The sequence below is a fragment of the Bradyrhizobium sp. UFLA05-89 genome, assembly GCF_059803475.1.
Genome location: NZ_JBANBA010000136.1, coordinates 1 through 21,252, shown reverse-complemented (window position 1 = coordinate 21,252; position 21,252 = coordinate 1). Strand labels below are relative to the sequence as shown.

Genomic DNA, 21,252 nt, shown 5'->3' with positions numbered 1-21,252 from the left:
GGGGAGGACGCCGCGCATCCTCCCGAACTTCACATTCCGCGCGCAAGCAAGATCGCGCCGGAGATCATGAGAGCTAGGCCGGCCGCGTGACTCAGTCTTGGACCGAGCCTTGGTCCGAACCTTGGGCCGAACCGCAGCAATTTCTGGCAGCCGACATAGACGGCAATGGCGACGATCCAGACGAAATTCATCACGCCGCTAACGAACAGTAACGCCATCAGAAACCAGCAGCAGCCGACACAATAGACGCCGTGGCGAAGCCCCATGCCGAGGGCCCCGGTCGGGCCGGAGCGCCAATGCTGGCTGAGGAACAATAGCGGGCTCTGGCAGTAACGAAGGCAGGCCGTCTTGAGCGGTGTGAACTGGTAGAGCCCTGCAGCCAACAGGATGACGCCGCCGAGCGCTGCGCTGGTGCTTGCCATCGCCATCGACAGGAGCCCAGTGCGTTCGAGCAGCCATTGTGCCAGGACTGCGACGAGGCTGAACCCTGCCCATACCGAGAGATAGCCGGCGAGAAAGATCCAGGCTTCCGTTGCGGCAGCAGGCGCCCCCTCCTTGCGCTTGACGGCGGCGTACAACAGGACGGTGGGCGCCGCGCTCGGCACCATCATCGCGATCATCATCACCCACCACATGACGAACAGGAGCGCGGCATAGGCCGGCGTCCATGGCATCGGCTCCATGTCCGGCATCTCGGCCATCATCTCGGTATCCATGCCGGCGCCGCTGGCCAGGTACGCCCATGCCAGCGCCGTCACCGCGATCAGCCCGACCGCAACGACCAGACGATCGCGACGCAGCACGTGTTCGAGCACTCGCAGCTCGCTCATGAGCCCACCTGACTGGCAGCGCGGCAGATCCGAGGCGAATTCTGCGCGTCAGGCGGCAACACCTTCCGGCGTCTGCACGACGGTCGCGAGCGAGCTGTGCGTGCCCCTTGTGTCGAACTTGATCGCGCCGGTGGAGTGGATGTTGGCTGAGGCGACCTCGGCGCCCCGATGTTCGAAGCCCTCGGGCATCACGACCTGGATGCGATGCGGAGCGCCCGTCACCGGATTCGTGATCGGTTCGACCTCCGTCTCCAGCACGCCCTTGGCGATGAGCTTGGCGACGCGGCCATTCTTGAACGGCACGAAGACCGGATCGTGAATGGTGGTCACGATCAGGCTCAGGATCTGGAACATCGTGCCCTCGGCCGAATGCTTGCCGGAGAAGATGTTAAACAGCGCCTGGCGCTGCTCAGCCGTCGCGCGCTCATCGATGATGGGCTGCATCTTCCCGTTGCCTTCGTGCAGCGCTCCCGGGAAATCGACGGTGGCCGCGAAACAGAGACCATCGAGCCTCGTGCCCTCGAAATGGCCTTTGCCGATCCTCATGCCGACCAGCCCCTTGCAAAAGCAGCCGGGCATTGAAATCGCAGGGGCAGCCAAACGCGCAATTACAATTCTTGATCCATTCGCCTTCGAGACGCCAGTCCGATGCAGCCATGGCATATCTCCTGATGTGAGGAGGACGAGGCAGCCGCTTGAAAATGCCGTTGAGCGTTAAAGTCGTTAGCGTGGAAACTGCGAGCGGGATCGATCCTCGATCAAAAAGCCGGCTCGCACCGAAGTCTGTCTTGCGGACTGCAATCTAAGGTCCCAATCGCGCGAGCATATCAGCGGCTGCTCGGGGCGTACAGCGAGGCGCTACCCCTGCGGGCATCCGCGACGAACGACAGCGCCTATGACCTAATGGGTAGAGGCTGTCGGTACCAGGTTTCGGATGGCTCATCTGCATGACCTGCGGCAGACGTGGCACCATCTCAGGGGAGGATCAGAGCCGACATGATGGGCGCATGTAGCTCGCCGCAGAACGACCCTACGCCACCCCCGATGCCGCCGCGCGCAAGTTGGTCGTGATCGCTAGGGGCATCGAGTCCGTCCAGGCGGACGCATCCATCGAGAAGATCAACGCGCCGTTCCTCTACACGCTGAAGGCCAGCGGCCCGGAGTTGGGCGCGCCGGGATCAAGGCCTAGGCGGCCGTACGTCATGGATTCATGCCCATAAGAAGCGCCGCTACGAGCAGTGCCACGCCAATAAAAGCAACGCCGAGGCAGACGCGCGCCGGGGTTGAATATGGGTCGACTTGGGTTCGTTAATCATAGAAAGCCAATCAGGGACAGGTGCGTTGGTTCCTCGGCTGAAAAGCCATTCGCGGATCTCGCGAAAGCGGCCCCAGCTTCGAGGATCGCTGAGGCCGCCAACGAGGCGCCAAGCCGGTCTGTATCCAGTGGCGGAAGCTACCCTTCAACTCGCCCTCGCTGCTGAGCGTTCCTATTCGTAGGAACGTCTGCTCGTGGGCTCGGTTGGTCGGGCATTGCAAAACGAGGAAACTGAAATGTCGAAGATGGTGTTCTCAATTCTGACCGCGGCCTTGTTGGCTGGCGCACCGATTAGCCTCGCATATGCCCAAAGTGCTGGCGGAACTGGTAGTGCCGGTGCTGGTGCAGGTACTGGCGGTGTCGGAGCAGGCGCAGGAGCAGGAGCAGGTGTCGGAGCAGGCGCAGCAGCAGGAGCAGGCGCAAGTTCTGGCGGATCATCTGGCATGGGAGGCACGGCGGCAGCAGGCACCGCTGGATCGGCCGGAACGACTGGTACAGGAGCTGGAGCCAGCGGCACGACCGGCAGCGCATCTGGCTCGGCCGGCGGCCTACAGAGAGGTGCAATTCACCCAGGTCGCGGAGACTATCCTACCCGCCACCGGACTTACCGATTCGTCCGCTAAAAGGTGGCGTCGCCAATCACTGGGCGAAGTGATCGGGCCGCCTCCATATCGAGAAGATCAACGCGCCATTCCTCTCCGCGGCCAGAGCAAGCGGAGACAAGTTTGGACGAAACGCGCGATCGGACGCTACAGGCTCGAGATGCACGAGAGCGGGCCCTATGTGCGGCTCTTGAAGGTTGAGGCTGCCAACGACCTACCTTTTGCGCTTCGCTATGGCTTCCGTCCATTTCTTTGATCGCGCGAGAGCAAGCCCGCTCCGGCCGCTACGACTTGGAACAACGCCTTCGACAGAAGGTTGGTCGGCACTATGCATAACGTGCTGAGCGATGAAGCTGCGGCTAAAGTTAAAGGGACTAGAAATCATGAAACGGACAATAATTGCACTCGGCTGCTGTTTGCTTGCAAGCCCTGTGCTCGCGCAATCGGTCGGCGAGAAAACCGGCGTGAACTCGGTGCTCGGCGTGGCTCCCACCACGGCCGATTTCGTCAAGGAGGTCGCCATCAGCGACATGTTCGAGATCGAATCGAGTAAGCTTGCCGAGCAGAAGGGTAACGCGCAGGAGAAGACCTTCGCCCAACAGATGGTGACCGATCACACCAAGACCTCGGGCGAGTTGAAGCAGCTGGTCGACAGCGGCAAGGTTCGAGCCACGGCTCCGACCGTGCTCGACAGTTCGCACCAGAGCAAGCTCGACAAGCTCAAGGCCGCATCGGGCAAGGATTTCAGCTCGGATTACGACTCCTATCAGGTCAGCGCGCACAAGGATGCGGTATCGCTGTTCGAGCGTTATGCCAATGGCGGCGACAATCCTGAGATGAAGAACTGGGCCGGCAAGACGCTGCCGGCACTGAAGCATCATCTCGACATGGCGCAGGAGCTCGGCAAGGCACCGAGCGTCGGCCAGTCCAGCAAGTAAGACTTCCCGCTTCATCCGGATGCCGGCAGGCTGACCGGCATCCGATCGAACTCCTAGCAACGATGCTTCTTTCCGCGCGTTGAGAGCTGGAACCGGCGGAGAGAACTCATGAGCGGTAAGTCATCGGTATCGCGCAGGCACGTCGTTCACGCGGCGTGTGCGGGTCTTGCCGCGGCTTCGCTGCCTTCAGCAACGGCGAAAGGAAACGAGCACATGCCCGAGCAGGATCCGGTCGACCCGACATCGCGCTACCCGAAGCCGCCCTTCAAGAAGCAATCACAGCCCTGGCCTGGCCTTGCGAGCCAGATGGATCCGCGACCCGACCACGGCGAGATCAGCTACAAGGGCTCAGGCCGGCTCGCCGGCCGCAAGGCGCTGATCACCGGCGGCGATTCCGGCATGGGCCGTGCAGCGGCCATCGCTTACGCGCGCGAGGGGGCGGACGTTGCCATCAACTACGTGCCGAACGAGGAGCCGGACGCTCAGGACGTCGTCGCACTGATCAAGAAGGAGGGCCGCGTTGCCCTCGCCATCCCCGGAGATCTCCGGAACGAAGCATTCTGCAAGAGCTGGTCGAACGCGCCGTGCAAGGCTTCGGTGGACTCGATATCATCGTCTGCAACGCGGCGCGACAGCAGGCACGCAACTCGATTCTCGACGTCTCGTCGGAGGATTTCGATGCCACGATGAAGACCAATGTCTACGCGCCGTTCTGGATCATCAAGGCGGCGCTGCCGCACCTGAAACCGGGGGCTTGCATCATCGGCACCGCATCCGAGCAGGCCTATGATCCCTCTCCCGATCTCTACGACTACGCGCAAACCAAGGCGGCAACGATGAACTACGTCAAGTCGCTCGCAAAGCAGCTCGCCCCGCGCGGTATCCGCGTCAATGTCCCGGCCAGCCGGCGGAGTTGGCATCGATCTACGTCCAGCTTGCCGCGGAAGATGCCAGCTACGCCACGGGCCAAGTCTATGGCGCAGCGGGCGGCTCGGGACAACCGTAGCAATCATCCCCCCTGGGACGAAGGGGGACTGAGTGACGTCTATATCGTTTTGGGCAGAATAAATCGTTCAATAGATCGGAGTGGGCGAACCCTCGTATTCAGCTTGGAAGTCAGATGCTTTTGCAAGGTTTTTTAAGCGCACTTCCGACAAATCGCAGCCAAACGGCCCCATAGATTTCAAACGACAATTTCGCGCTGTCGGAAGCTTTCGAGGCTGCTGCTGTGGCGGGTCGCTCGCATTGTATCTGTCGCGCCACTGATTTGCGCTTCGCTCGCCGCGGCCCTCGAATAATGCATCGGAGACGCCGGCGGCGGAGTGCCCGGCGCCGAAACCGACCTGTGGTCCACTAAAAAAACACAATACCAGTCAGTTCGCCCAACTTGGAGATGACCTGGTCCTGGAATTCTGGATCGGTTGCCTCACCGGCCGGCCGCTGATGATGGAGGTGATGCCAGTAACGACCGCTGAGCAAGGCGGGCGGCTGGCTGCTACGGCGAGCCAGGTCTGGGTCCGTTGTCCGGTAATCTGGGCCGCCTATGGCCCTGCCCAATCGATTGTTGATCGCGAACGACCGCAAGTCGGCGCCCTCGGGCGAGGTGCTGTCGCCAGCTCCAGGGAGAGCCCTTTGAAATGCTCCAGTTCGTCGATGATGTGCTGATCCCCCTCGCCTGCGCCAAGCCGTCAATGGTGTCGCGCGCCATGGAAAATTGAGGGGGCAGTTCCGGATGGCGTTTGACATCAAGGGTCGCCACCGGAAATTTTCCAATACCGACCCGGCCGGACCGGCGGATGATCTCGAAATGAAATCAACGAAGCCAAAGGAATGGACCGAGACGAGCGAAAGCGGCTTTCGTCGATGGTGCGCGTCGGATCGTCGCGTCGGAAATAGCGCCCCGGCCGGCATACCGGGTCGGATGGCGCGGGAAATGGGATTGCCTGAAGAAATAATTGGGGTGCATGGGCCCTTCGAGGCCGCCGCTCCAGTTTGCGCTCGGGTCCTGAACCGCCCCAGGATTCACCATCACTGAATTCTGGGGTGTCCTCACTTCGAATCTGGCTGCATATTCGGCCCATGCCGCACTTGGATAACTGTCGAGGCATCCTGCGCCGACTGATAGCTAAGGGAGATCCAAATGCCGTTCCCTTGGCTGAAAGGGCTATCAACGAGTATCTGGAGGTCACCCCGGCCATGGCCCGCAAGAGCGGTCTCCGACTTCTCCAGCAGGACGTTCTAGCCCAGCAGAATGCCGTGGTTGGAGTTCAGCGCTCCTTTGCTGAAACCGTGAACGCCTATATCGAAACGAAGTTGGCGACGGAGTGAGGCTGCTCGGGACCGGTCTGCGCGCTGCAGCTCAGCTCCGCGATGACATCACGCGCACGATCAAGACGAACACTGCACCGATGATCAGACCCGCAAGTGCAAATAACATCCAGTTCTGGATTGGCAGGGTCGTAAAAGAGACTTGTCTTGCCAGCCACTCCACGGGCCCCGGGCTCCCGTCAGGATCGAATTTCTTTCGATGCTAAAGGAAGCCAACCCTCCCGCCACTCCGGACTACTACCAGCCTGGGTCGGCCAGCCAAAAGGTTCAGCCGTCAGCTCTTCCCCATGATCAGTCAAAGCAGTTGTCCTAATGATGTCTCCACGGCAATAGTTAATCCTGTTCATTAAGTGACTCGCCCGATTTGATTTGCGGTGCAGAAATGTCGGCGGGTAGCCTGTTGGGTACCGGGGCTGGCAAATACTTCACCAATTCTTTTTGACCCGGCGGGGCCGCAGCGGCATTCGACGCTGCGGCCTTTTTGCAGCCCACCAGCGTGAACCGGCGGGTCCCGCGCCCCGTGCGTTGTTGAGCAGGCGCCGCCGGTGCTCGATCCATCGCGAGGCAATACCGCCTCGAATCGGAGAACCGAAATAAGCGAACAGGTCAAAGTCTGCCCGGAGTGCTTCGGCTCGGGCACTGGCCCCTGATGACGTCACCCTATCCGGTACGCAAGATACTCTACCGGCCGTGCCCGACGTGCGGCGGAACAGGCAAGATCGCGTCGACGCCTCCGGAGAAGCCCTAGGTTCGGGGAAGCGAGGCTGGCATTGGAGGCACAGCCGCCTCACGAGAGCGGCCCGCCAGCACGTGCCGGCTGGCCTGTCTCTCCGTCACTGGTCAACCGGCGTGCGTGCCCTGCCAACCGTTGGCGGTTGCGCTTTCTGTGCGATCGTCAGGACTTCACGCAGGTAAATGCGCCCGGCCTGCACCCGTGACACTTTATGACGAGTAAGAATGTGGGGGGTGATTTGGCCCTGCACTTTGCTCGCGTTGATACGTCGCGGGACGAGCTCGAAATATGGATGGCGAGCAGCGGCGGATTTTCGTTCGTGATCAGCAATGAAAGCCGTACCGGTCCCGGGCTTCACGGACAGCCTGGCTTCATTGCCTCATGGCGCCCCATCCACCTGAACAAGTCGGCAATCAAAATCGCTGGGTCTCCCTTCAAAACCTTCGTCGAAGCCGAGAATGCTTGCGAGGCTTTCCTCGTGCACCTGACGCAGTAACGAATGGAGCTAACTGCGATCGAGCGCGATTTCCTGAGACGGCTGGCTTCCGAATCCTAGATCAGCCCACCGCTCTTCGATCATGAACTCGTCGCCCGGCTAGTCGATCTCTGGCTTGTCGGGGCTGACCCGCTGATTTAGGTGAAGTTGAGTACCGCATCGCTGCTGACGGGCGCGCAGCGCTGTCCAAAGCCGATTGAGCGTGGCTGGCTCGAGCTGCACGAGAGCGGGACCTATTCTTTGATCTTACTAGGAACGAAGAACTTCAAAAGCAGGTTGTCGGCGCAGTACCTGGTCCCCGTCAGGTACCCGCGTGACGAATGGCCCCAGCTTGCCCCCCTTTTCATTTGCCCGCGAGGACCGGTCCGTCACATACCTGTGGCATGACCATTGCATATTCAAAATCAACTGGGATTTCAGTGCCCAGTTAGAAAATACCGCGCTGCCGGGATCTGTATTTCCAGCCCGACAGCGCTTTTTTTAGGAAGCGTATTTTCGGAGCACCCATGCCATCGAACACCATTGAATTGATCGTTTCCGCTTATGTACGTTTGAAGAACCGCCGAGCATTGGAGGACATGCGTGAACTTCGGCGCCAGTTGCTCGGAGGCCTACAAGCCGCGCCCGGCATCAATCCGCGTCCGGCGTTGAAGCACGTTGAGGAGGACCTGCGAGCAATAGAGCGAGGCGAGCGGCCTGGCTTAGGAATACGTCAAGTGGAACATACCCGAACACACATCCTCCTGTTGGGGTAGCAAGCGTTCCAGATGGCGAACATCCCACGGATCGGGCGGAACACTGTACCCGCGGGACATCTGCAAAGCTTGCAGCAAGTGTAGTGCGATCCTGAGGGGCGGCAGTGGGTCCGATCATGATGAGCGTCTTCCCGATGCGCGACGGCACTAAGGCTCTTTCGTGAAGCTCACTGCCGAACGTCCCTTCGCCAACCCGGAAGCCGCAGCGCGCAAGCTCGTCGAGCTCGCCGCCGGCATGACTGGCTGAAGGGACGCGGCCTCACCACCCTGGACGGCGGAGATCTGGGTGAGCACGTGGCCGATCATCCGACACGTCCGCTACCTCTACCACGCGTGGCGGGTGAGTTTTTAGGCCGCTGGAACAGCCGTATATTCGCTGAACGAAGCTATCCCCATCATATCGGCATCGGGATATGTACGGCATCACGAAGTGGCGACCTTGCACACCGGACGATCCCGGTGTGGAACGCTCACCCGCGCCGAACGTCAGGGCAAACCATGGCGAACCAAGGGCAGAGCACCAATCAGGGTCTAGAGCGATGAGCTTCTGGTGCGGCTTCACCGCTGGTGTACTGATCGGCGGTGTGCTCGGCGCCATTGTCATGGCCGCCATCCAGATGGCGTTGCGGGGCAACCCTTACGACAACGGATGACAGATGCCCGGCATGCAGCCATGGGAAGTGGTTCTGGAGCGGCAGCACGACGCCGCCAGAGTTATTCTTTGAAGGATTTCACGGGCACCTTGACTTGCAATCTTTTGCCGCAGCCTTGGCAGGTGAACCTGTTCTCGACGACCCGTCAGGAGAGTAAACGGTGCTGGTCATCGGCCCCTCTCGAGAGTGTGCGGCACAGACCGTCCTTCCACAGCAACCCATTTCCGTCGCAGTGGATCGCTGCCGCACCGAATTATTCGTACCGCAACCCGAAAGGAAATCACCATGGCCCAGCGGACTCGGCCTGTTCGTTGTTAAGATCGCAGAGGCGGGAAGCGGCCGCAAGGCGTAGATGCCGATAATACCCTCGGAGTGAGGCCGAGCCTGTCCGTCGGCGACATGAAGACCCACTAGGCCATGATGGCCCGATTGCGATGCCCAATCGCTAGGATCGGCGGCGTTGCGGCTCTGCCTCGACCGGGCCCGTGTAGGCCTCCGCCAGACTAGACCGCGAGGGGTGAATTGGGCGGCTTCCGGTCGTCCCACAAAGTGTTACTCTGCAATCCTACGAGCGTGGTCCTTGAGGGAGCGACACATGCGACGGCGGGAGTTATAGCAGGCACTACGGCACTTCTTGTTTCGCCGCGGCGTTCGTGGGCACAGGGGTCGCCTCGCCGGATTGGTTATCTTGATACCGTGCCCCTGTACTTGCCAAACTACAAGGTGTGGCAGGACAGCATGCGCGATCACGGTTGGATCGAAGGGAAGAACCTGATCGTTGATTACCGATCGGCCGAGGGGCACGAGGAGCGCGTAGCGCCTCTCGCGAACGAGCTTGTCGCGCTCAAACCCGATGTGCTCGTTGGCCCGACCGCGCGGGAAGCCCTAGCCCTGAAATCGGCAACTGCCAGCATTCCGATTGTTTTCTTTGCTGTGGGCGACCCCGTGCGGCATGGCCTCGTCCAAAGCCTGTCGCATCCCGGCGGCAACATAACGGGTCTGGCATCCCTCGTTCCGGGAAATATCGCCAGCAATGGGATACAAATCCTGCGGGAGATGGTTCCTGCTGCCTCAAAAATTGCGGTCTTGGTCAACCCGGGCAATGTAGCCGAGGAGTTGCCCGAAACTGCTCGGAAGCTGGGCGTGACTTTCCTGATACTGGAGGCGACAAGGTGGAGGAACTCGACATTGCCTTTGCCTCGGCAGCAGCCCAGCACGCCGATGCAATATTTCCGCTTGGCAGTGAATTGACCGTTAATCACGTTACACGGGTTACCGCGCTGGCAACGGAGCATCGTCTGCCCGCGCTCTACTTCTTCCGACTGTTCACCACCAATGGCGGTTTGGTTTCATACGGCGCCGATATAGCCGATCTACTCCGGCGTGCAGGCGACTACGTCGATAAAATCCTCAGAGGCACCAAGCCTGCCGATCTGCCGGTCGAGCAGCCGACCAAGTTCGACCTAGTGATCAACCTCAAGGCAGCAAAGGCGCTTGGCCTCGAAATACCTGCCTCATTGCTCGCCCGCGCCGACGAGGTGATCGAATGAGATCCGGTTGCTGCGGCGCATGATTCGAAGTCTCGGTGCGCCTCGTCGAGGTCCGGTCAGTGGGAACGTGGGGCCCAGGGCAGTCCAAAGATTTTGCGAATTCGGTTCGCAAACATGCACACCGAGAACATGAGCAGGTTAGCATGAGCTTGCGCACGAACGCGCTGCGGACGATTAAGTTGAAAATCGACGGACGTTGTCACTGCGGATACATCACCTTTGAGGCCGAGATCGAGCCGGACAAGACCCTGCTCTGCAATTGCACCGACTTCCAGACGTTCTCCGGCTCTGCATTCCGCGTGCACGCCTTCGCGCGACGCTTTCAGGTTGCTCTCGGGCGAACCGAAAATCTACGTCAAGACCGCCGAAAGCGGCAACAAGAGGCCACAAGCATTTTGCCCGGAATGTGGAACGCATGTCTACGCGACGGCGCTCGGAGCAGGCCCCAAGATTTACGCCCTCCGCGTGGGCTCCATTCGTCGCGCGACCAGATCGTCCCCCATACTCAGTGGTGATCTCGCTCCGCGCAGCCATGGCTCACATCCGTCGGCTCGATGCAAACGTTCGAGAAGCAGCCTTAGAGCGATTAAACCGGCAACGTAACCTTGACTTGACGACTGTCGGATGCAGTGGCCGTACCGATCGCTCTGCGATTGGTCCATCAGCGAAGTGGCCGTGCGCCTCGTCGAGGTCCGGTCAGTGGGGTACGGCGGACTAGATTTACTCACACTGAGTTCTTCGCATTTTCACCCATTCCGGAGGCCTTCCGGATCCCAGCCGAGCGCTCTGGTAGCTCCAAGTTTGGCTGCGCGCTTCTTTTGGCAGGTTCCCCTTGCTGCATCGCGGATTTCACTTTCTGGAATGCGCGCAGCTCTATTTGACGGATGCGCTCTGGTGAGATGCCATACTCCATCGCGAGCGTATCGAGCTTGGGAGGGCCCTCGGTTAAGTAGCGCTCGGTAAAGATATGCTTTTCGCGGGGACTGAGAGTTTGAATGGTAGCCTTCAGCGCGGCGCGCCGTTTCGACAATTCTTCGTCCCCAGCGAACGCGATGTCATGGCGAGGTGAGGGATCAACAAGTTGTTCTAGCGCATCTCCCGCATCTTGGGCGCCATTGGTCCGTGAATTCAGTGAAACGTCGCCACGCAGGCCGGCGGTCCATATTCACCACTTCATGCTCAGATACTTTGAGGCGCTCAGAGATTGTCTTGACCTGATCCGGTCGCAAATCGCCGTCATCGAGCGCTGAAATAGCGCTCTTGGTTCTCCTTAGTTTGAAAAACAATTTCTTTTGGGCAGAATTCGCCGAAATCTTCACCAGCGACCACGACCGAAGGACGTATTCCTGGATTGTCGCCTTTATCCACCACATCGCATAGGTAGAAAGACGAATCCCGCGCTCTGGATCAAAGCGCCGCACCGCTTGCATCAAGCCGATATTCCCCTCGGAAACGATGTCAGCGATCGGCAGGCCCTAGCCCCGGTAGCGCATGGCGATCTTCGCAACGAGACGCAGATGGCTGGTGACGAGGCGATAGGCTGCATCACGAGCGCCGTGCTGACGCCAGCGCCTGGCGAAGTTCGTTTTAGTGCGTCAGCCCGCTACCGACGGATGGCAGTGGTTGAGAGACGGTTTGATACATTTCCACCTCGCGACAGCTTTTTAGAAATCAATGGAAAGCGTGTCCGGACCATCGTGCCCCTGGTGACGACCAGGATCCTCGCTGTGATCGGCGGCGGGCTCTGGTTCCGATTCCAAAAGGTGCAAGGCATCAAGGATATCGTCGAAGCTAACGGCAGTATCCGAAACGGGCCGTTTTGGTCCGGGAACGGCGCAGGCATCTGCGGCCCAGGATGAAAGGATTGCCCGCTTCTCGTAAGGCGTTAGATCGCAATCGTCGACGACGTCCAAGGGATGATCGAATGCGTCGGCCGGGTGGAGCAGCGCAGCCACTTCAAGCGGCGCCCTTCGTCCGTCGATCCTCGGCAGTCCCGCGGAGAGACGGTCGGGGAACGTCTCTCGCAGAAGTCCTCTCACCGATGCTTCCTCTTCGCTCAAACGGCGCTGAATAAACGAGCGTTCAAGGTCCGACAGATGCGTTGCGAGCAGCCTGCGATAGCGGTCGATATTCCTTTGATGCGCACGCAGCCGTTCCAGGTTTACCTCAAGCATGATCCACCTCCTCCTCAGGCGGCAATGGCACGTTCGGTAGAGCGCAATCGACAGGGTTTGCCTCCGGGAGGATTCCGGGGACCGCCATCGAGTTCGCACAAAGCTTCGAGGATCTCATCGATCGATACTGGCTTCTTCAGCCCGACGGGTGAGCGCATGGATGGGCAAGAGGCTATTGCAGAAGCATCCGAGGCCCACGATGCCAGAATTGCCCTCTTCTCGGCCGTTGTCAGGCTGGAGTGATTCACCACATCCTTTGGATGCTCGAAGGCGGTACCTGGATGTAGGAGCGCGGTGAAGTCGAAAACGTTGTCGTCGGCGGTCGTCGGCCGCATGGTATCCTCCTTTTCATTGACGATGAGCGGCAGCCGCGCGATGCATCGCGCGGCGCCGGCCAGAGCCGCACCTAGGCTGCCTTGGCTTCCAGTTTCTGGACGTTGTCGGCTGCCGCGCCGTTGATCGCGATCCGGCGCGGCTTCATGGCTTCCGGGATTTCCCGGACCAGTTCGATCTTAAGCAGGCCATTGTCGAACGCGGCGCTCTTGACCTGAACATAGTCCGCCAGGTTGAACTGACGCTTGAAGTTGCGGGTCGAGATGCCGCGATAGAGGAAGTCCCGCTCGGGCTTGTCGGACTTGCTGCCTTCGATGGTGACCACGTTCTGTTCAGCCGTGATCGTGATATCGTCGGGCGCAAAACCCGCAACTGCCAACGAGATCTGATAGCGGTCGTCGGCCAGCCGTTCGATGTTGTAGGGCGGGTAATTATCCTCGCCCTCCCGCTTGGCCAGTTCTGCGAGGTCAAAGAGGCGGTCAAAGCCGATGGTCGAACGCCACAGGGGAGAGAAGTCGTAAGTGCGCATAGCCAAATCCTCCAAAGAGCAAGATGGATACGAGCGGCACCGGACACGACCGGTGCCCGTCTTTTGCCCGGGCCCATCAGGCGCCCGGACGCCACCGTTCGATGGCGAGAAAAAAATTAGCAAAGTCGCTTTTGGTTTCAAGAGGGGGCGAAAATTTTCTTCAAGTCCGATGAGGCCGCCGGAGGCCGGTTTCATTAACGATCACCAAAGGAACTTCCCCACTGAGCGGGTGGGGGGAGGATCATGGCGGCGGCCTTATGGCCCGTTGGGCTGCCGGTTTTTCCAGGGAGGCGGTCAACACCGCTTTCAGCGTCGCCTGTGCGATTTGGTGATTTGTCTTAGTGGGGTATTGATCGCGAGAGACGCTCGGCTTGTTGCAGGCGTTTGAAAAGACTACGCCTATCTAGTTGCGCGTGGGACGCCAGGATCAGGAACGTCGTCTGGATGAATGCGGCTCCGCTCATTTATCATTCTTGTCCAACAAAAATGAGACGGTGCATTCTATTCCATCGGAGCCAAACCGTCGCTCGAATCGCCCGTTCAACATATGTGGTATCGATTTCTCGAGAAACTCTGAACCGAAGCCTCGTCGGGCCGGCTGGTGCGCGATGGAGCCTGCCCGCTCCCGCCAGCGAAGTTGGAACTCATTTCCATTGCCTCGATCATGAGCGTCCCACGATATATCAATTTGACCGTTCTCCACGGATAGGGCGCCGTGCTTAACGGCGTTTGTGGCAAGTTCGTGTATTGCCATCGACAACACTTCGGCCTGTTTTGCCGGAATCAAGATCTTGGGGCCGCGCTGCTTAAGATTCTCGCCCTCGACAGCGCCGTGCAGTGAGAGCTCCTGAGAGAGAACCTCGCGGATATCGATCTTGCTCGTATGGGTCCGGTTCAATAAAGCATGAGTGCGCGCAATCGCCCTCAATCGGTCCTCAAAAGCTTTTGCGAACTCATCAAGGCTCTTGCTCTTGGCGCGCGTCCTCCGCGCGACGGCTTGGATAGTCGTCAGCATGTTATTGATCCGATGCTGAAGCTCATGACCGAGCATTTCCTGCCTGAGCGCCCGCTCCGCCAATTCTCGCTGGATCCTCACTCGGTCGATAGCAGAAGCCAAGAGATTGGCGTAGTTCTGAAGAAAATCGATATCGTCCTGCTCGAATTTCCGGAGCTGCCGCGAGTCAACCTCCAGCACACCGAATGGGCCGTCCTCGCCGCGAATAACAACATTGACGGTGCTCCTGACGTTATGCTCGATCAGCAGCTCGGGAATCGCGAATCGAACCTCCCTCTCGGTATCTTCGGTAATCACAGGCTGGTTCGTGTGCAAGGCATAGCCAGCCGGCGAGCCCTCATGCGCAGGTATTGTGGCGTGCCCCACCACGCCGGGGTTCCAATTCACCCCGGCTCGGACGTGTAAATTCTCGCCGCCTGGGACGAGCTCCAGCACTTTAACTAGCTCAACATCGATGGCATCAGAAACGAGCCTGGTTGCCTCTTGCAGGAGACCATCTATGTCATCGCTCCGCAAAGCTCGCTTGCCGAACTCCGACAATGTAGAGACTTGTCTGCGAAGCTTGTGCGCTTCCGAAGGGGGCACTTTGGTCTCCCATCGCATACCGGATAAATGATTACTGCCCGCCGCAGGTTCCAATGACGAATCTCCTAGCAGTTTACCCACTTGGACAAGCCGATCTGCGGATGAACGGGACGTTGCCGCCGACAGGCCACACCTTGCTACTGGTCGCGGTAACCGCGGCCCGACAGAGGCAGCGGAAAGACGCGGGGGCGTCTTTGGTTGGCGCCTGCCTCAGAAAATTCTGATCGTCCCACAAGAGAGCGACCGCGCCGCGGGGCTGAAAGTATCGAGCCCTTAACTTCGTCGACCGCGGTTGAATTCAGTCGCGCAACGTTTCTTGTAGGCCGCTGCTATCGCCATCCAATCTCGCAATAGTCCTCTATCCTCCTTTGAAAACGCGGCCCGCCGCTTGAGATCATCTAGTGTGTCGCCGGGATGGCACCGCTCGTAATCCCGGCGGATCAGCGACTCCAATTCGTCGTCGCCTGTGGCTTGCACATCCGCCGAAAATGCCGACTGCGTCATCGGACCGGGGACGGGTTGACGAGCAGTAAAGGCCGAATTGGCCGATAAGGGCAAAGTGTTCATGGCAAGCGTCCACTCGAAGAAGGCGGGCGGGAAGAAATCCCGCCCGGCTGGCTGGTACGCCCAGTTTGCGTGAGCTGTTGTTCCACGGAACGAGATCGCGTAGTGCCATTTTGTACTCCTTTTCACTGCGATCGAGATTGCATGCGTCTGCTCATCTTGATCTCCTGGTATGTCTTTCATTTCTCCTTATCGAGGATGCGCCCGGCCATCCTCGTGGACCGGCCCGGCCTGATCAGAGTCCATCGGCAGCGCCGCCGTCACTGGCTCAGACTTTCAGCCTCTCGGCGAACAGGATCCGTAACCGGCCCCCGGCGCAAACGACTTGGGAGTCGAACAATGGCCTTCAAGGGGGCCCGCAAAATTTTTTGCGACATCCAGGCGGCGCGTCAATTCGTCTTGAACAATCGTTTCTTTGGACGGTTAAGGGATCGAAGGCGCCGCACAAGTTCAGACCAATGCCGATCGCCGATTTCGCCGTAACACGTTCACGACACTCTTTGTGGCCATCGGGCCCATCGATACCGCGTTGGTGTTCGGCGGCTTGACGGGTGGCGTACACCGCCCGGAACGGGTCCGGTTGGCGCTTCGGGCTGTCGTTATTGCCGGCGGCGTCTTGTTCGGCTTTGCGCTGTTCGGCGTTCAATTACTAGGCGCGCTGCACGTGTCGTTGGAAGCCTTTCGCTTTGCAGGTGGTGTGCTGCTGCTGCTTCAAGCTATCCAGCTCATCTTTGGGCACGACCGACCTAACGAGATCGCCTATCGCCTGCCCCATGAGCAAGACAACGGCAGTGAGGCCGGCCGGACAGTGAGAGTAGAAAGTCCGGCAGGGTGAATGCTCATCTGCCTCGTTCTGACCTTAGAGCGCAGGGAAGCGCTGGAACCCGGTGACATTGCGATTTTTCCGCTCGCCTTCGAGGCATTTTTTTCGACTTCCGCCCGGGGTTGGCACGCACAGCGGACACTCTCTGCGGTCTCCGGCTTGCAACCTGTTCACAGCCACGACTGACAGTGGTCTCGCGCCGATCTGATCCACGAAGGGTTGATAATTTGCCAGCGGGTTCGTACGCCGCTTTGATCGCGGCATGCCCGCTCTCACCCGCCGCCGCAGCAAGGATGATCCGCACCGCGAGACGTGGCTGATCTACAGCGGCGATGTCCGCGTCGGTGTCATCGGTCGCCGCGCCGGTGTCCCGAACTCGGCCCCGCAGTGGAGTTAGTCCTGCGGACTCTATCGCGGCATCGATCCCGGTGAGCACCGCAGCGGCATTGCCGAGACGTTGGAGGAAGCCCGCACGAGCTTCCAAGTAGCGTGGCAGGAGCTGGCGGCCACGCGGACTGAGGCAGACTTCGAGACGTGGCGTCGCCAGCGTGACTGGACCCTTTGGAAGGACCCGATGCACCGGCTGGCACTTTCCGCTGCCGACACAGCGTCCAGAAGGGGTTGCACGCTGCTTCTGCGGCGCGGTATCACGAACCCAACGCTCGACGCCCACATCCACACCGCACACCGCCAGACCGCTGCATGAAATCGCCGCCGAACGCCCCTTCGCCAGCCCCGAGGCCGCCGCGGGAACACTCGTCGGGGTCGTGGCCAGCATCGAGCCCTAAGTAAGGCGCTCGACTGCAAGGCGCAGGCTTGGACCGGCTAACTCTGCAAGTCGAAGCCAAGGAGGCGCTTGCGGTCGAGGAGCCTGACCTCGCGTTGCGTGTTGCCAACGAAGTCGAGGGCTCCCACTCGATGCAATCGTGACAATGCGCGAGATACAGTTTCGAGGGTCAGGCCGAGGTAGTCGGCAATATCCCGCCGTGGCATCGGGAGTGTTATGTTGGCAGCGCCACTCAGTCGCTTGTCCATTTCGAGGAGAAACGCCGCAACTCTTTCGATTGCATCTTTGCGGCCCAGAAGAAGCATATGATCCTCAGCGTGCTCAAGGCTTTTTGTGGTCATACGGAGCAGATTATGGGTCACGACCGCATCGCTCTCGGCCACCGTTTCGAGACTTTGGCGCTTCATCAGTCGAACCGTGGTCTCGATGATCGCTTCCGCCGTGAAGCGGTGTGCGCCGCCATTTTCCAGACCGAAGATGTCTCCGACAAGATGAAATGCGCCGATCTGGCGACGACCATCAGAGAGAAGTTTGTAGGTTCGCACGGCACCCTTTTTAACGTGGTAGACGTACTCGGCCCGTTCTTTCTCGCCGTAGATCTCGGTCCCCTTCTTGTAGGTAAATTCAATTAGGCTGACTTGCGGGTTCGTACCGCTTGTCATGCCGAGGTCTTGGAGTGAACTGGGACGCGGCGTCTGATCCTTCGTGATGCGCACAAACATGAATCCCCCTCAGTTGTGCGCGGAAAGTAGAAATCGGTTCCACGCCAAGAGGTTATCCAATGATGGGAGCCTAGATGACGATTGTCCCCAGGGTCATTGTACCAAGGGACAATGCCGACGACGGCGCATCGTCGGCGCTAGCAGACTCCACACCGTCAGTTCAGTGTGTTGCGGAGCTTCCGGATGATCTGTCGGAGATCGCTTATGTAGTCCTCAATGACTTGGCGCATCTCCGCTGATCGCGACGACTCGATGTTCCTTTCCTGCTCTTCAACCTGATATGGTTTCTCATCGGGCTCTTTCATGCCCGACAACTGGCGCAAGTAGCGCGACGCATGTTTGATCGCGATCAAGGAATTTGACCCTTAACACATGTTGGTTCGATCGGTTTGTCGCGGCGTTCGGTCTCCTCGCTTGGATCGAGGAACTGCCGTGATGGCCAAAGCGGCGCTGGTTTCAGAAGTGCAGATCTTCTCGCAGCTACGACTGACTGTGGTCTCGCGACCATCTGATCCACGAGGATTGATAATTTGCCAGCGAGGTCGTGCACCGCTTTGATCGTCGCATGCCCCCTCTCACCCGCCGCCGCAGCAAGGACGATCCACACCACGAGACGTGGCTGATCTACAGCGGCGACGTCCGTGTCGGAGTCATCGGCCGCCGCGCCGGTGTCCCGAATTCTGCCCCGCAGTGGGGGTGGTTCTGCGGCTTCTATCCCGGCACTGATCCCGGTGAGCACCGCGCCAGCCACCGCTCAGCTTGAACAACGTCGCATTCCAGCTGCCTCAGCTCATCCAAAATCATTCAACATAGACCGAAGCACCATCGTCTTGAAACGGCTCCAGCACACCTCGCTGGGGCCGTGGAGTTGCTTGGCAGTTTTGGGTAGACCAAGCTGAGGTAGCCTAGACCGGCCCGAAATCTGGTTATGTCCACTTTTGAACCGAGCCCGGTGCCGAGTTTTCCGTAAAAAAGGCCGCAACTATTGGCGACGGCTGGGGCCCTTTTGGTTCTGCAAATATTATCTTCGCTTCATGCGTATGGCATACGAACTCTGTCTCGCGACCGCGGGCAGGCAGGTGCCGGAGTGGTTCCACGAAGTTAAACACGATGGCTACCGGATGCTGGTCATCAGTGAGAAGGCGGCATGACGGGAAGCACGTATCGGCTGACAGGCGGCGGTTCGGCGAGTCTCAACGTGCGCGATGCGTTCTTAGTGTCCACCAACGGTGGCACGTTCATCGCAATCAGGCGCAGCAAGTCGAGACTACCCATCAAAGGCGTGTTCGCTGAAACCGCGAGTACGGCGCTTGGGCAGGACGGCGCAGCCGCGCGCACCGCATGGGAGAAAGCAGCTGATGCCGAGCTAAAGACGCACTTACCTGCCGAGATACAGCGTTTAGCTACTTGCGGAGGGGCTGCCGTACGCCGCGCCTGCCGACGCGGGCGACTGATCCAGCCGTTGCCTCATTTCGGCGAGCCTAAGCTAAGCATTTGGTCTATCTCGGCGGCCCTATCGGCTTGTCGCGCCTGCCGAAGCAATTTCTCCCGTTCCGCGCAAGGCGGAAGCTCAAGCGCGCGACTGCGAGCCTTTTGGGCTAGTTCCATAAGGCGCTCGTACAGTGATCTGGTCTGCTTGAGTCTGTTGCGCCTGCGCTTGCGCTTGCCTTGCATCATCAGAGGCTACTCGAAGTATCGTATCACGACATTTAAATAGGTAAAAGATAGGACGCGGGTAGGCGCTTGCGCCACGGCCTAAGATAGCCCCGTCTACGTTCGCCGCGAGCTGATCAGACGGGTATAAACTCGTGTTAGTTGTTAACGCCCGCTGACTGGGCCGCCTGTTAACAGGCGTTGGCATGTTTACAGGTGCTAACTGTTAGCTCCGACTACGCGGTCCGCAAAGACGGCCAGCTCATCGGACGCCTATGGCCCGAAGAAGACGGGCGATGACTTGTCGATCTTGCGTGTTATGGAGAACGGGTTGAAACTGGCTTTGCCCGTGCCAGTCCCGCTTGAGTTTGAACCGCCCGTTGCTCTCTCAAGTTCTGCTTCGCAGATTTCCTTCGTGGTCGGATTGGATTTAATTATTTCCGCTTTGACCATGTCCCTCTCCATCCAAACCAGCATGAGGCCCATCCTTGCTGGTTCGGCCACTCTCAGTGCAAGGCCTACGCCGCGTCTGTGAGCCAGATCACCGTTCAATGATGATCAAAGAGCTGCGTGGCATCCACATCCACCCAATTCGCGAACGCGCCTATCACCTATGCCTCGTCGATGGTCAACCCGACGGCAACGCGGACTTCCATTGGACAAGTGCTCAGCACGAAATTTTCGCACCTATGTGCGGCTCTTGAAGGCAGGGACTGCTAACTGATTCCCCCCCGCTCCTTGCTGACTTTATTTCAGGGAGCTGCTGAGGGGCGACAGCCGAAGCCTCGGCACAAAATACGGTCTCGACCATGGGGATGAAGGCCGAGACCGTGGAGTCACTTCTGCCGGGATCATTCCGGCAGAGCCGATCCTGCCCGGGCTACGGGTATTGGAGCATTAACTTTTGCAAATGCGGCCGTCCGCCTTCGGTCATGTGTCAGGACGAGCAAGAGGTAGGAACCAAGACTTGGTCTGCTTTAGGCGCCCCAGCCGAAAGGTGCTGCTGGAGGAAACCCGCATCGTTCGGGTTGGCGGCCCTCAGCGGGGCCGTTTGACTGTGCGCCAACAGCTTGGGGGCGTCAGTTTTTCCACCCCGGCACAATCGGCAGCCACACTAGGGGACCTTGTGCGATGGGTGTCTGCTTCTCGGCACCGGCCGCGATGGGCGTACGGTCGATGCCCCCGACGACTTTCTGTAGTTGCGTATCATCCAGCTCCGGCCTGAACGACGGTGTCACGTGTGCCTGTGGCTTGGTCATGCTTCTCTCCTGTTTCGCGCCTATCTCCGTCACCACTGCAAGGCGACCGGCCTCACCGGGCGCCCGACAGAAATACTGGGTGAAGGTCAAGAACCGCAGCCATTCGTTTTGGAACGGGAGCGGTGAATGCGTGCGGCAATAAGCATCCCCGGAGTGCCTCGCCATTCTTAGGAACACTCTTTCAAGCCGACGCTTGAACGATTCGCATGTTGGTTCTTTCACCAGGGGTGCGTAGGACTCTGCGGCAGGTTCGGCTCTACGGCTATCTGGTCGAGTGAAACAACCAGATCTATCACCCGGGCGCCTTTCATCCAGTCTGCAGGAAATCTTTGTACTTCGCATGGTCGAGGGCGGCTGGCTGAGGAAGAATGGCGATCGATATGAGTTGACTGCCCAGGGACGCGAAGCGCCGGACTGAACTGCGGCGGCAGATTTATGTACGGCTCGGAGGCGGCTAAAACCAGCTGAGGGCGGCCCTAGTCGTCCCAGATGACCTTCGCACAGTTTGCGCACTGGTACACGCGGGCAGACTGGCCGGCCCGCGCCTGAACCTCGGTCCTGAACGCAGCTGGCATGCGGCAGTCGTCGCAGAAAGGAGGCTGCGGTCT

The 21,252-nt window shown here is 59.5% G+C and carries 23 protein-coding genes and 2 pseudogenes; 12 read left to right on the top strand and 13 right to left on the bottom strand.

The features are described from left to right. Nucleotides 1-29: 29 nt before the first annotated feature. Together SO139_RS40485 and SO139_RS40480 are read right to left on the bottom strand one after the other, a co-directional pair. Entirely contained in the window at nt 30-830 is an 801-nt protein-coding gene (locus SO139_RS40485) for a DUF2182 domain-containing protein (RefSeq protein WP_474803276.1), read from the bottom strand. A gap of 48 nt (nt 831-878) precedes the next feature. Further along, nucleotides 879-1,376, bottom strand: a complete 498-nt coding sequence (locus SO139_RS40480) for a DUF1326 domain-containing protein (RefSeq protein ID WP_474803273.1) — start codon at nt 1,374-1,376, stop codon at nt 879-881. Nucleotides 1,377-2,448: 1,072 nt separating this feature from the next. Here SO139_RS40480 and SO139_RS40475 point away from each other — a divergent pair. The 8 genes and pseudogenes from SO139_RS40475 (at nt 2,449) to SO139_RS40440 (ending at nt 10,803) form a co-directional block, all read left to right on the top strand. Next, nucleotides 2,449-3,003 (top strand): hypothetical protein, encoded by a 555-nt coding sequence (locus SO139_RS40475; protein WP_474803271.1) that lies wholly within the window; start codon nt 2,449-2,451, stop codon nt 3,001-3,003. A 127-nt stretch (nt 3,004-3,130) separates the two neighbouring features. Next, entirely contained in the window at nt 3,131-3,685 is a 555-nt protein-coding gene (locus tag SO139_RS40470; RefSeq protein WP_474803268.1) for a DUF4142 domain-containing protein, read from the top strand. Nucleotides 3,686-3,898: 213 nt separating this feature from the next. After that, nucleotides 3,899-4,691: pseudogene (locus SO139_RS40465) on the top strand (SDR family oxidoreductase). Nucleotides 4,692-5,764: 1,073 nt separating this feature from the next. Further along, a complete protein-coding gene (locus SO139_RS40460) occupies nt 5,765-6,013 on the top strand; it encodes a hypothetical protein (protein ID WP_474803262.1) in 249 nt (82 codons plus the stop codon). Nucleotides 6,014-6,957: 944 nt separating this feature from the next. Then, complete coding sequence (locus tag SO139_RS40455; RefSeq protein ID WP_474803259.1) at nt 6,958-7,242, top strand: hypothetical protein; 285 nt, start codon at nt 6,958-6,960, stop codon at nt 7,240-7,242. Between the two features lie 2,146 nt (nt 7,243-9,388). After that, nucleotides 9,389-9,901 (top strand): ABC transporter substrate-binding protein, encoded by a 513-nt coding sequence (locus SO139_RS40450; RefSeq protein ID WP_498541775.1) that lies wholly within the window; start codon nt 9,389-9,391, stop codon nt 9,899-9,901. Next, the gene (locus tag SO139_RS40445; RefSeq protein WP_498541774.1) at nt 9,823-10,200 is read left to right on the top strand and encodes an ABC transporter substrate binding protein; all 378 of its coding nucleotides are present in this window, start codon (nt 9,823-9,825) and stop codon (nt 10,198-10,200) included. The genes SO139_RS40450 and SO139_RS40445 overlap by 79 nt, the downstream gene beginning before the upstream one ends. A gap of 143 nt (nt 10,201-10,343) precedes the next feature. Next, nucleotides 10,344-10,803: pseudogene (locus tag SO139_RS40440) on the top strand (GFA family protein). 121 nt (nt 10,804-10,924) lie between these two features. Here SO139_RS40440 and SO139_RS40435 read toward each other — a convergent pair. From SO139_RS40435 to SO139_RS40405, 7 genes are all read right to left on the bottom strand, one after another. After that, nucleotides 10,925-11,230, bottom strand: coding sequence for a sigma factor-like helix-turn-helix DNA-binding protein (locus tag SO139_RS40435; protein WP_474803007.1), 306 nt, complete (start codon nt 11,228-11,230; stop codon nt 10,925-10,927). Between the two features lie 43 nt (nt 11,231-11,273). Continuing rightward, complete coding sequence (locus tag SO139_RS40430; protein WP_474803087.1) at nt 11,274-11,630, bottom strand: sigma factor; 357 nt, start codon at nt 11,628-11,630, stop codon at nt 11,274-11,276. A gap of 234 nt (nt 11,631-11,864) precedes the next feature. Next, the gene (locus SO139_RS40425; RefSeq protein ID WP_474803010.1) at nt 11,865-12,374 is read right to left on the bottom strand and encodes a hypothetical protein; all 510 of its coding nucleotides are present in this window, start codon (nt 12,372-12,374) and stop codon (nt 11,865-11,867) included. Nucleotides 12,375-12,388: 14 nt separating this feature from the next. After that, nucleotides 12,389-12,709 carry a hypothetical protein gene (locus SO139_RS40420; RefSeq protein WP_474803013.1) on the bottom strand — a complete coding sequence of 107 codons (321 nt, stop codon included), beginning with the start codon at nt 12,707-12,709 and terminating at the stop codon, nt 12,389-12,391. 71 nt (nt 12,710-12,780) lie between these two features. Beyond that, nucleotides 12,781-13,236, bottom strand: coding sequence for a small heat shock protein HspD (gene hspD / locus SO139_RS40415; protein WP_474803090.1), 456 nt, complete (start codon nt 13,234-13,236; stop codon nt 12,781-12,783). 460 nt (nt 13,237-13,696) lie between these two features. Beyond that, entirely contained in the window at nt 13,697-14,890 is a 1,194-nt protein-coding gene (locus tag SO139_RS40410; protein ID WP_474803016.1) for a sensor histidine kinase, read from the bottom strand. Nucleotides 14,891-15,109: 219 nt separating this feature from the next. After that, nucleotides 15,110-15,583 (bottom strand): hypothetical protein, encoded by a 474-nt coding sequence (locus SO139_RS40405; RefSeq protein ID WP_474803019.1) that lies wholly within the window; start codon nt 15,581-15,583, stop codon nt 15,110-15,112. A 319-nt stretch (nt 15,584-15,902) separates the two neighbouring features. Between SO139_RS40405 and SO139_RS40400 the strand changes: the two genes are divergently transcribed. Both SO139_RS40400 and SO139_RS40395 read left to right on the top strand, forming a co-directional pair. After that, nucleotides 15,903-16,235, top strand: coding sequence for a MarC family protein (locus SO139_RS40400; protein ID WP_474803021.1), 333 nt, complete (start codon nt 15,903-15,905; stop codon nt 16,233-16,235). A 250-nt stretch (nt 16,236-16,485) separates the two neighbouring features. Continuing rightward, complete coding sequence (locus SO139_RS40395; protein ID WP_474803024.1) at nt 16,486-16,620, top strand: hypothetical protein; 135 nt, start codon at nt 16,486-16,488, stop codon at nt 16,618-16,620. 428 nt (nt 16,621-17,048) lie between these two features. Here SO139_RS40395 and SO139_RS40390 read toward each other — a convergent pair whose 3' ends face one another. Both SO139_RS40390 and SO139_RS40385 read right to left on the bottom strand, forming a co-directional pair. Continuing rightward, nucleotides 17,049-17,732, bottom strand: a complete 684-nt coding sequence (locus SO139_RS40390; protein WP_498541773.1) for a helix-turn-helix domain-containing protein — start codon at nt 17,730-17,732, stop codon at nt 17,049-17,051. A gap of 155 nt (nt 17,733-17,887) precedes the next feature. Next, nucleotides 17,888-18,085, bottom strand: coding sequence for a hypothetical protein (locus tag SO139_RS40385; RefSeq protein WP_498541772.1), 198 nt, complete (start codon nt 18,083-18,085; stop codon nt 17,888-17,890). Nucleotides 18,086-18,297: 212 nt separating this feature from the next. Here SO139_RS40385 and SO139_RS40380 point away from each other — a divergent pair, with 212 nt between their 5' ends. Beyond that, a complete protein-coding gene (locus tag SO139_RS40380) occupies nt 18,298-18,495 on the top strand; it encodes a hypothetical protein (RefSeq protein ID WP_474803033.1) in 198 nt (65 codons plus the stop codon). A 1,163-nt stretch (nt 18,496-19,658) separates the two neighbouring features. Here the strand turns inward: SO139_RS40380 and SO139_RS40375 are convergent. Then, nucleotides 19,659-19,838, bottom strand: a complete 180-nt coding sequence (locus SO139_RS40375; protein ID WP_474803036.1) for a type VI secretion system tube protein Hcp — start codon at nt 19,836-19,838, stop codon at nt 19,659-19,661. A gap of 98 nt (nt 19,839-19,936) precedes the next feature. On the opposite strand from SO139_RS40375, the gene SO139_RS40370 reads away from it, so the two are divergent. Next, on the top strand, nt 19,937-20,089 hold the full coding sequence (locus SO139_RS40370) for a DUF2934 domain-containing protein (protein ID WP_498541771.1): 153 nt from the start codon (nt 19,937-19,939) through the stop codon (nt 20,087-20,089). Nucleotides 20,090-20,464: 375 nt separating this feature from the next. Here the strand turns inward: SO139_RS40370 and SO139_RS40365 are convergent, their stop codons facing one another. Further along, entirely contained in the window at nt 20,465-20,644 is a 180-nt protein-coding gene (locus SO139_RS40365; protein ID WP_474803039.1) for a hypothetical protein, read from the bottom strand. Nucleotides 20,645-21,252: the final 608 nt, after the last annotated feature.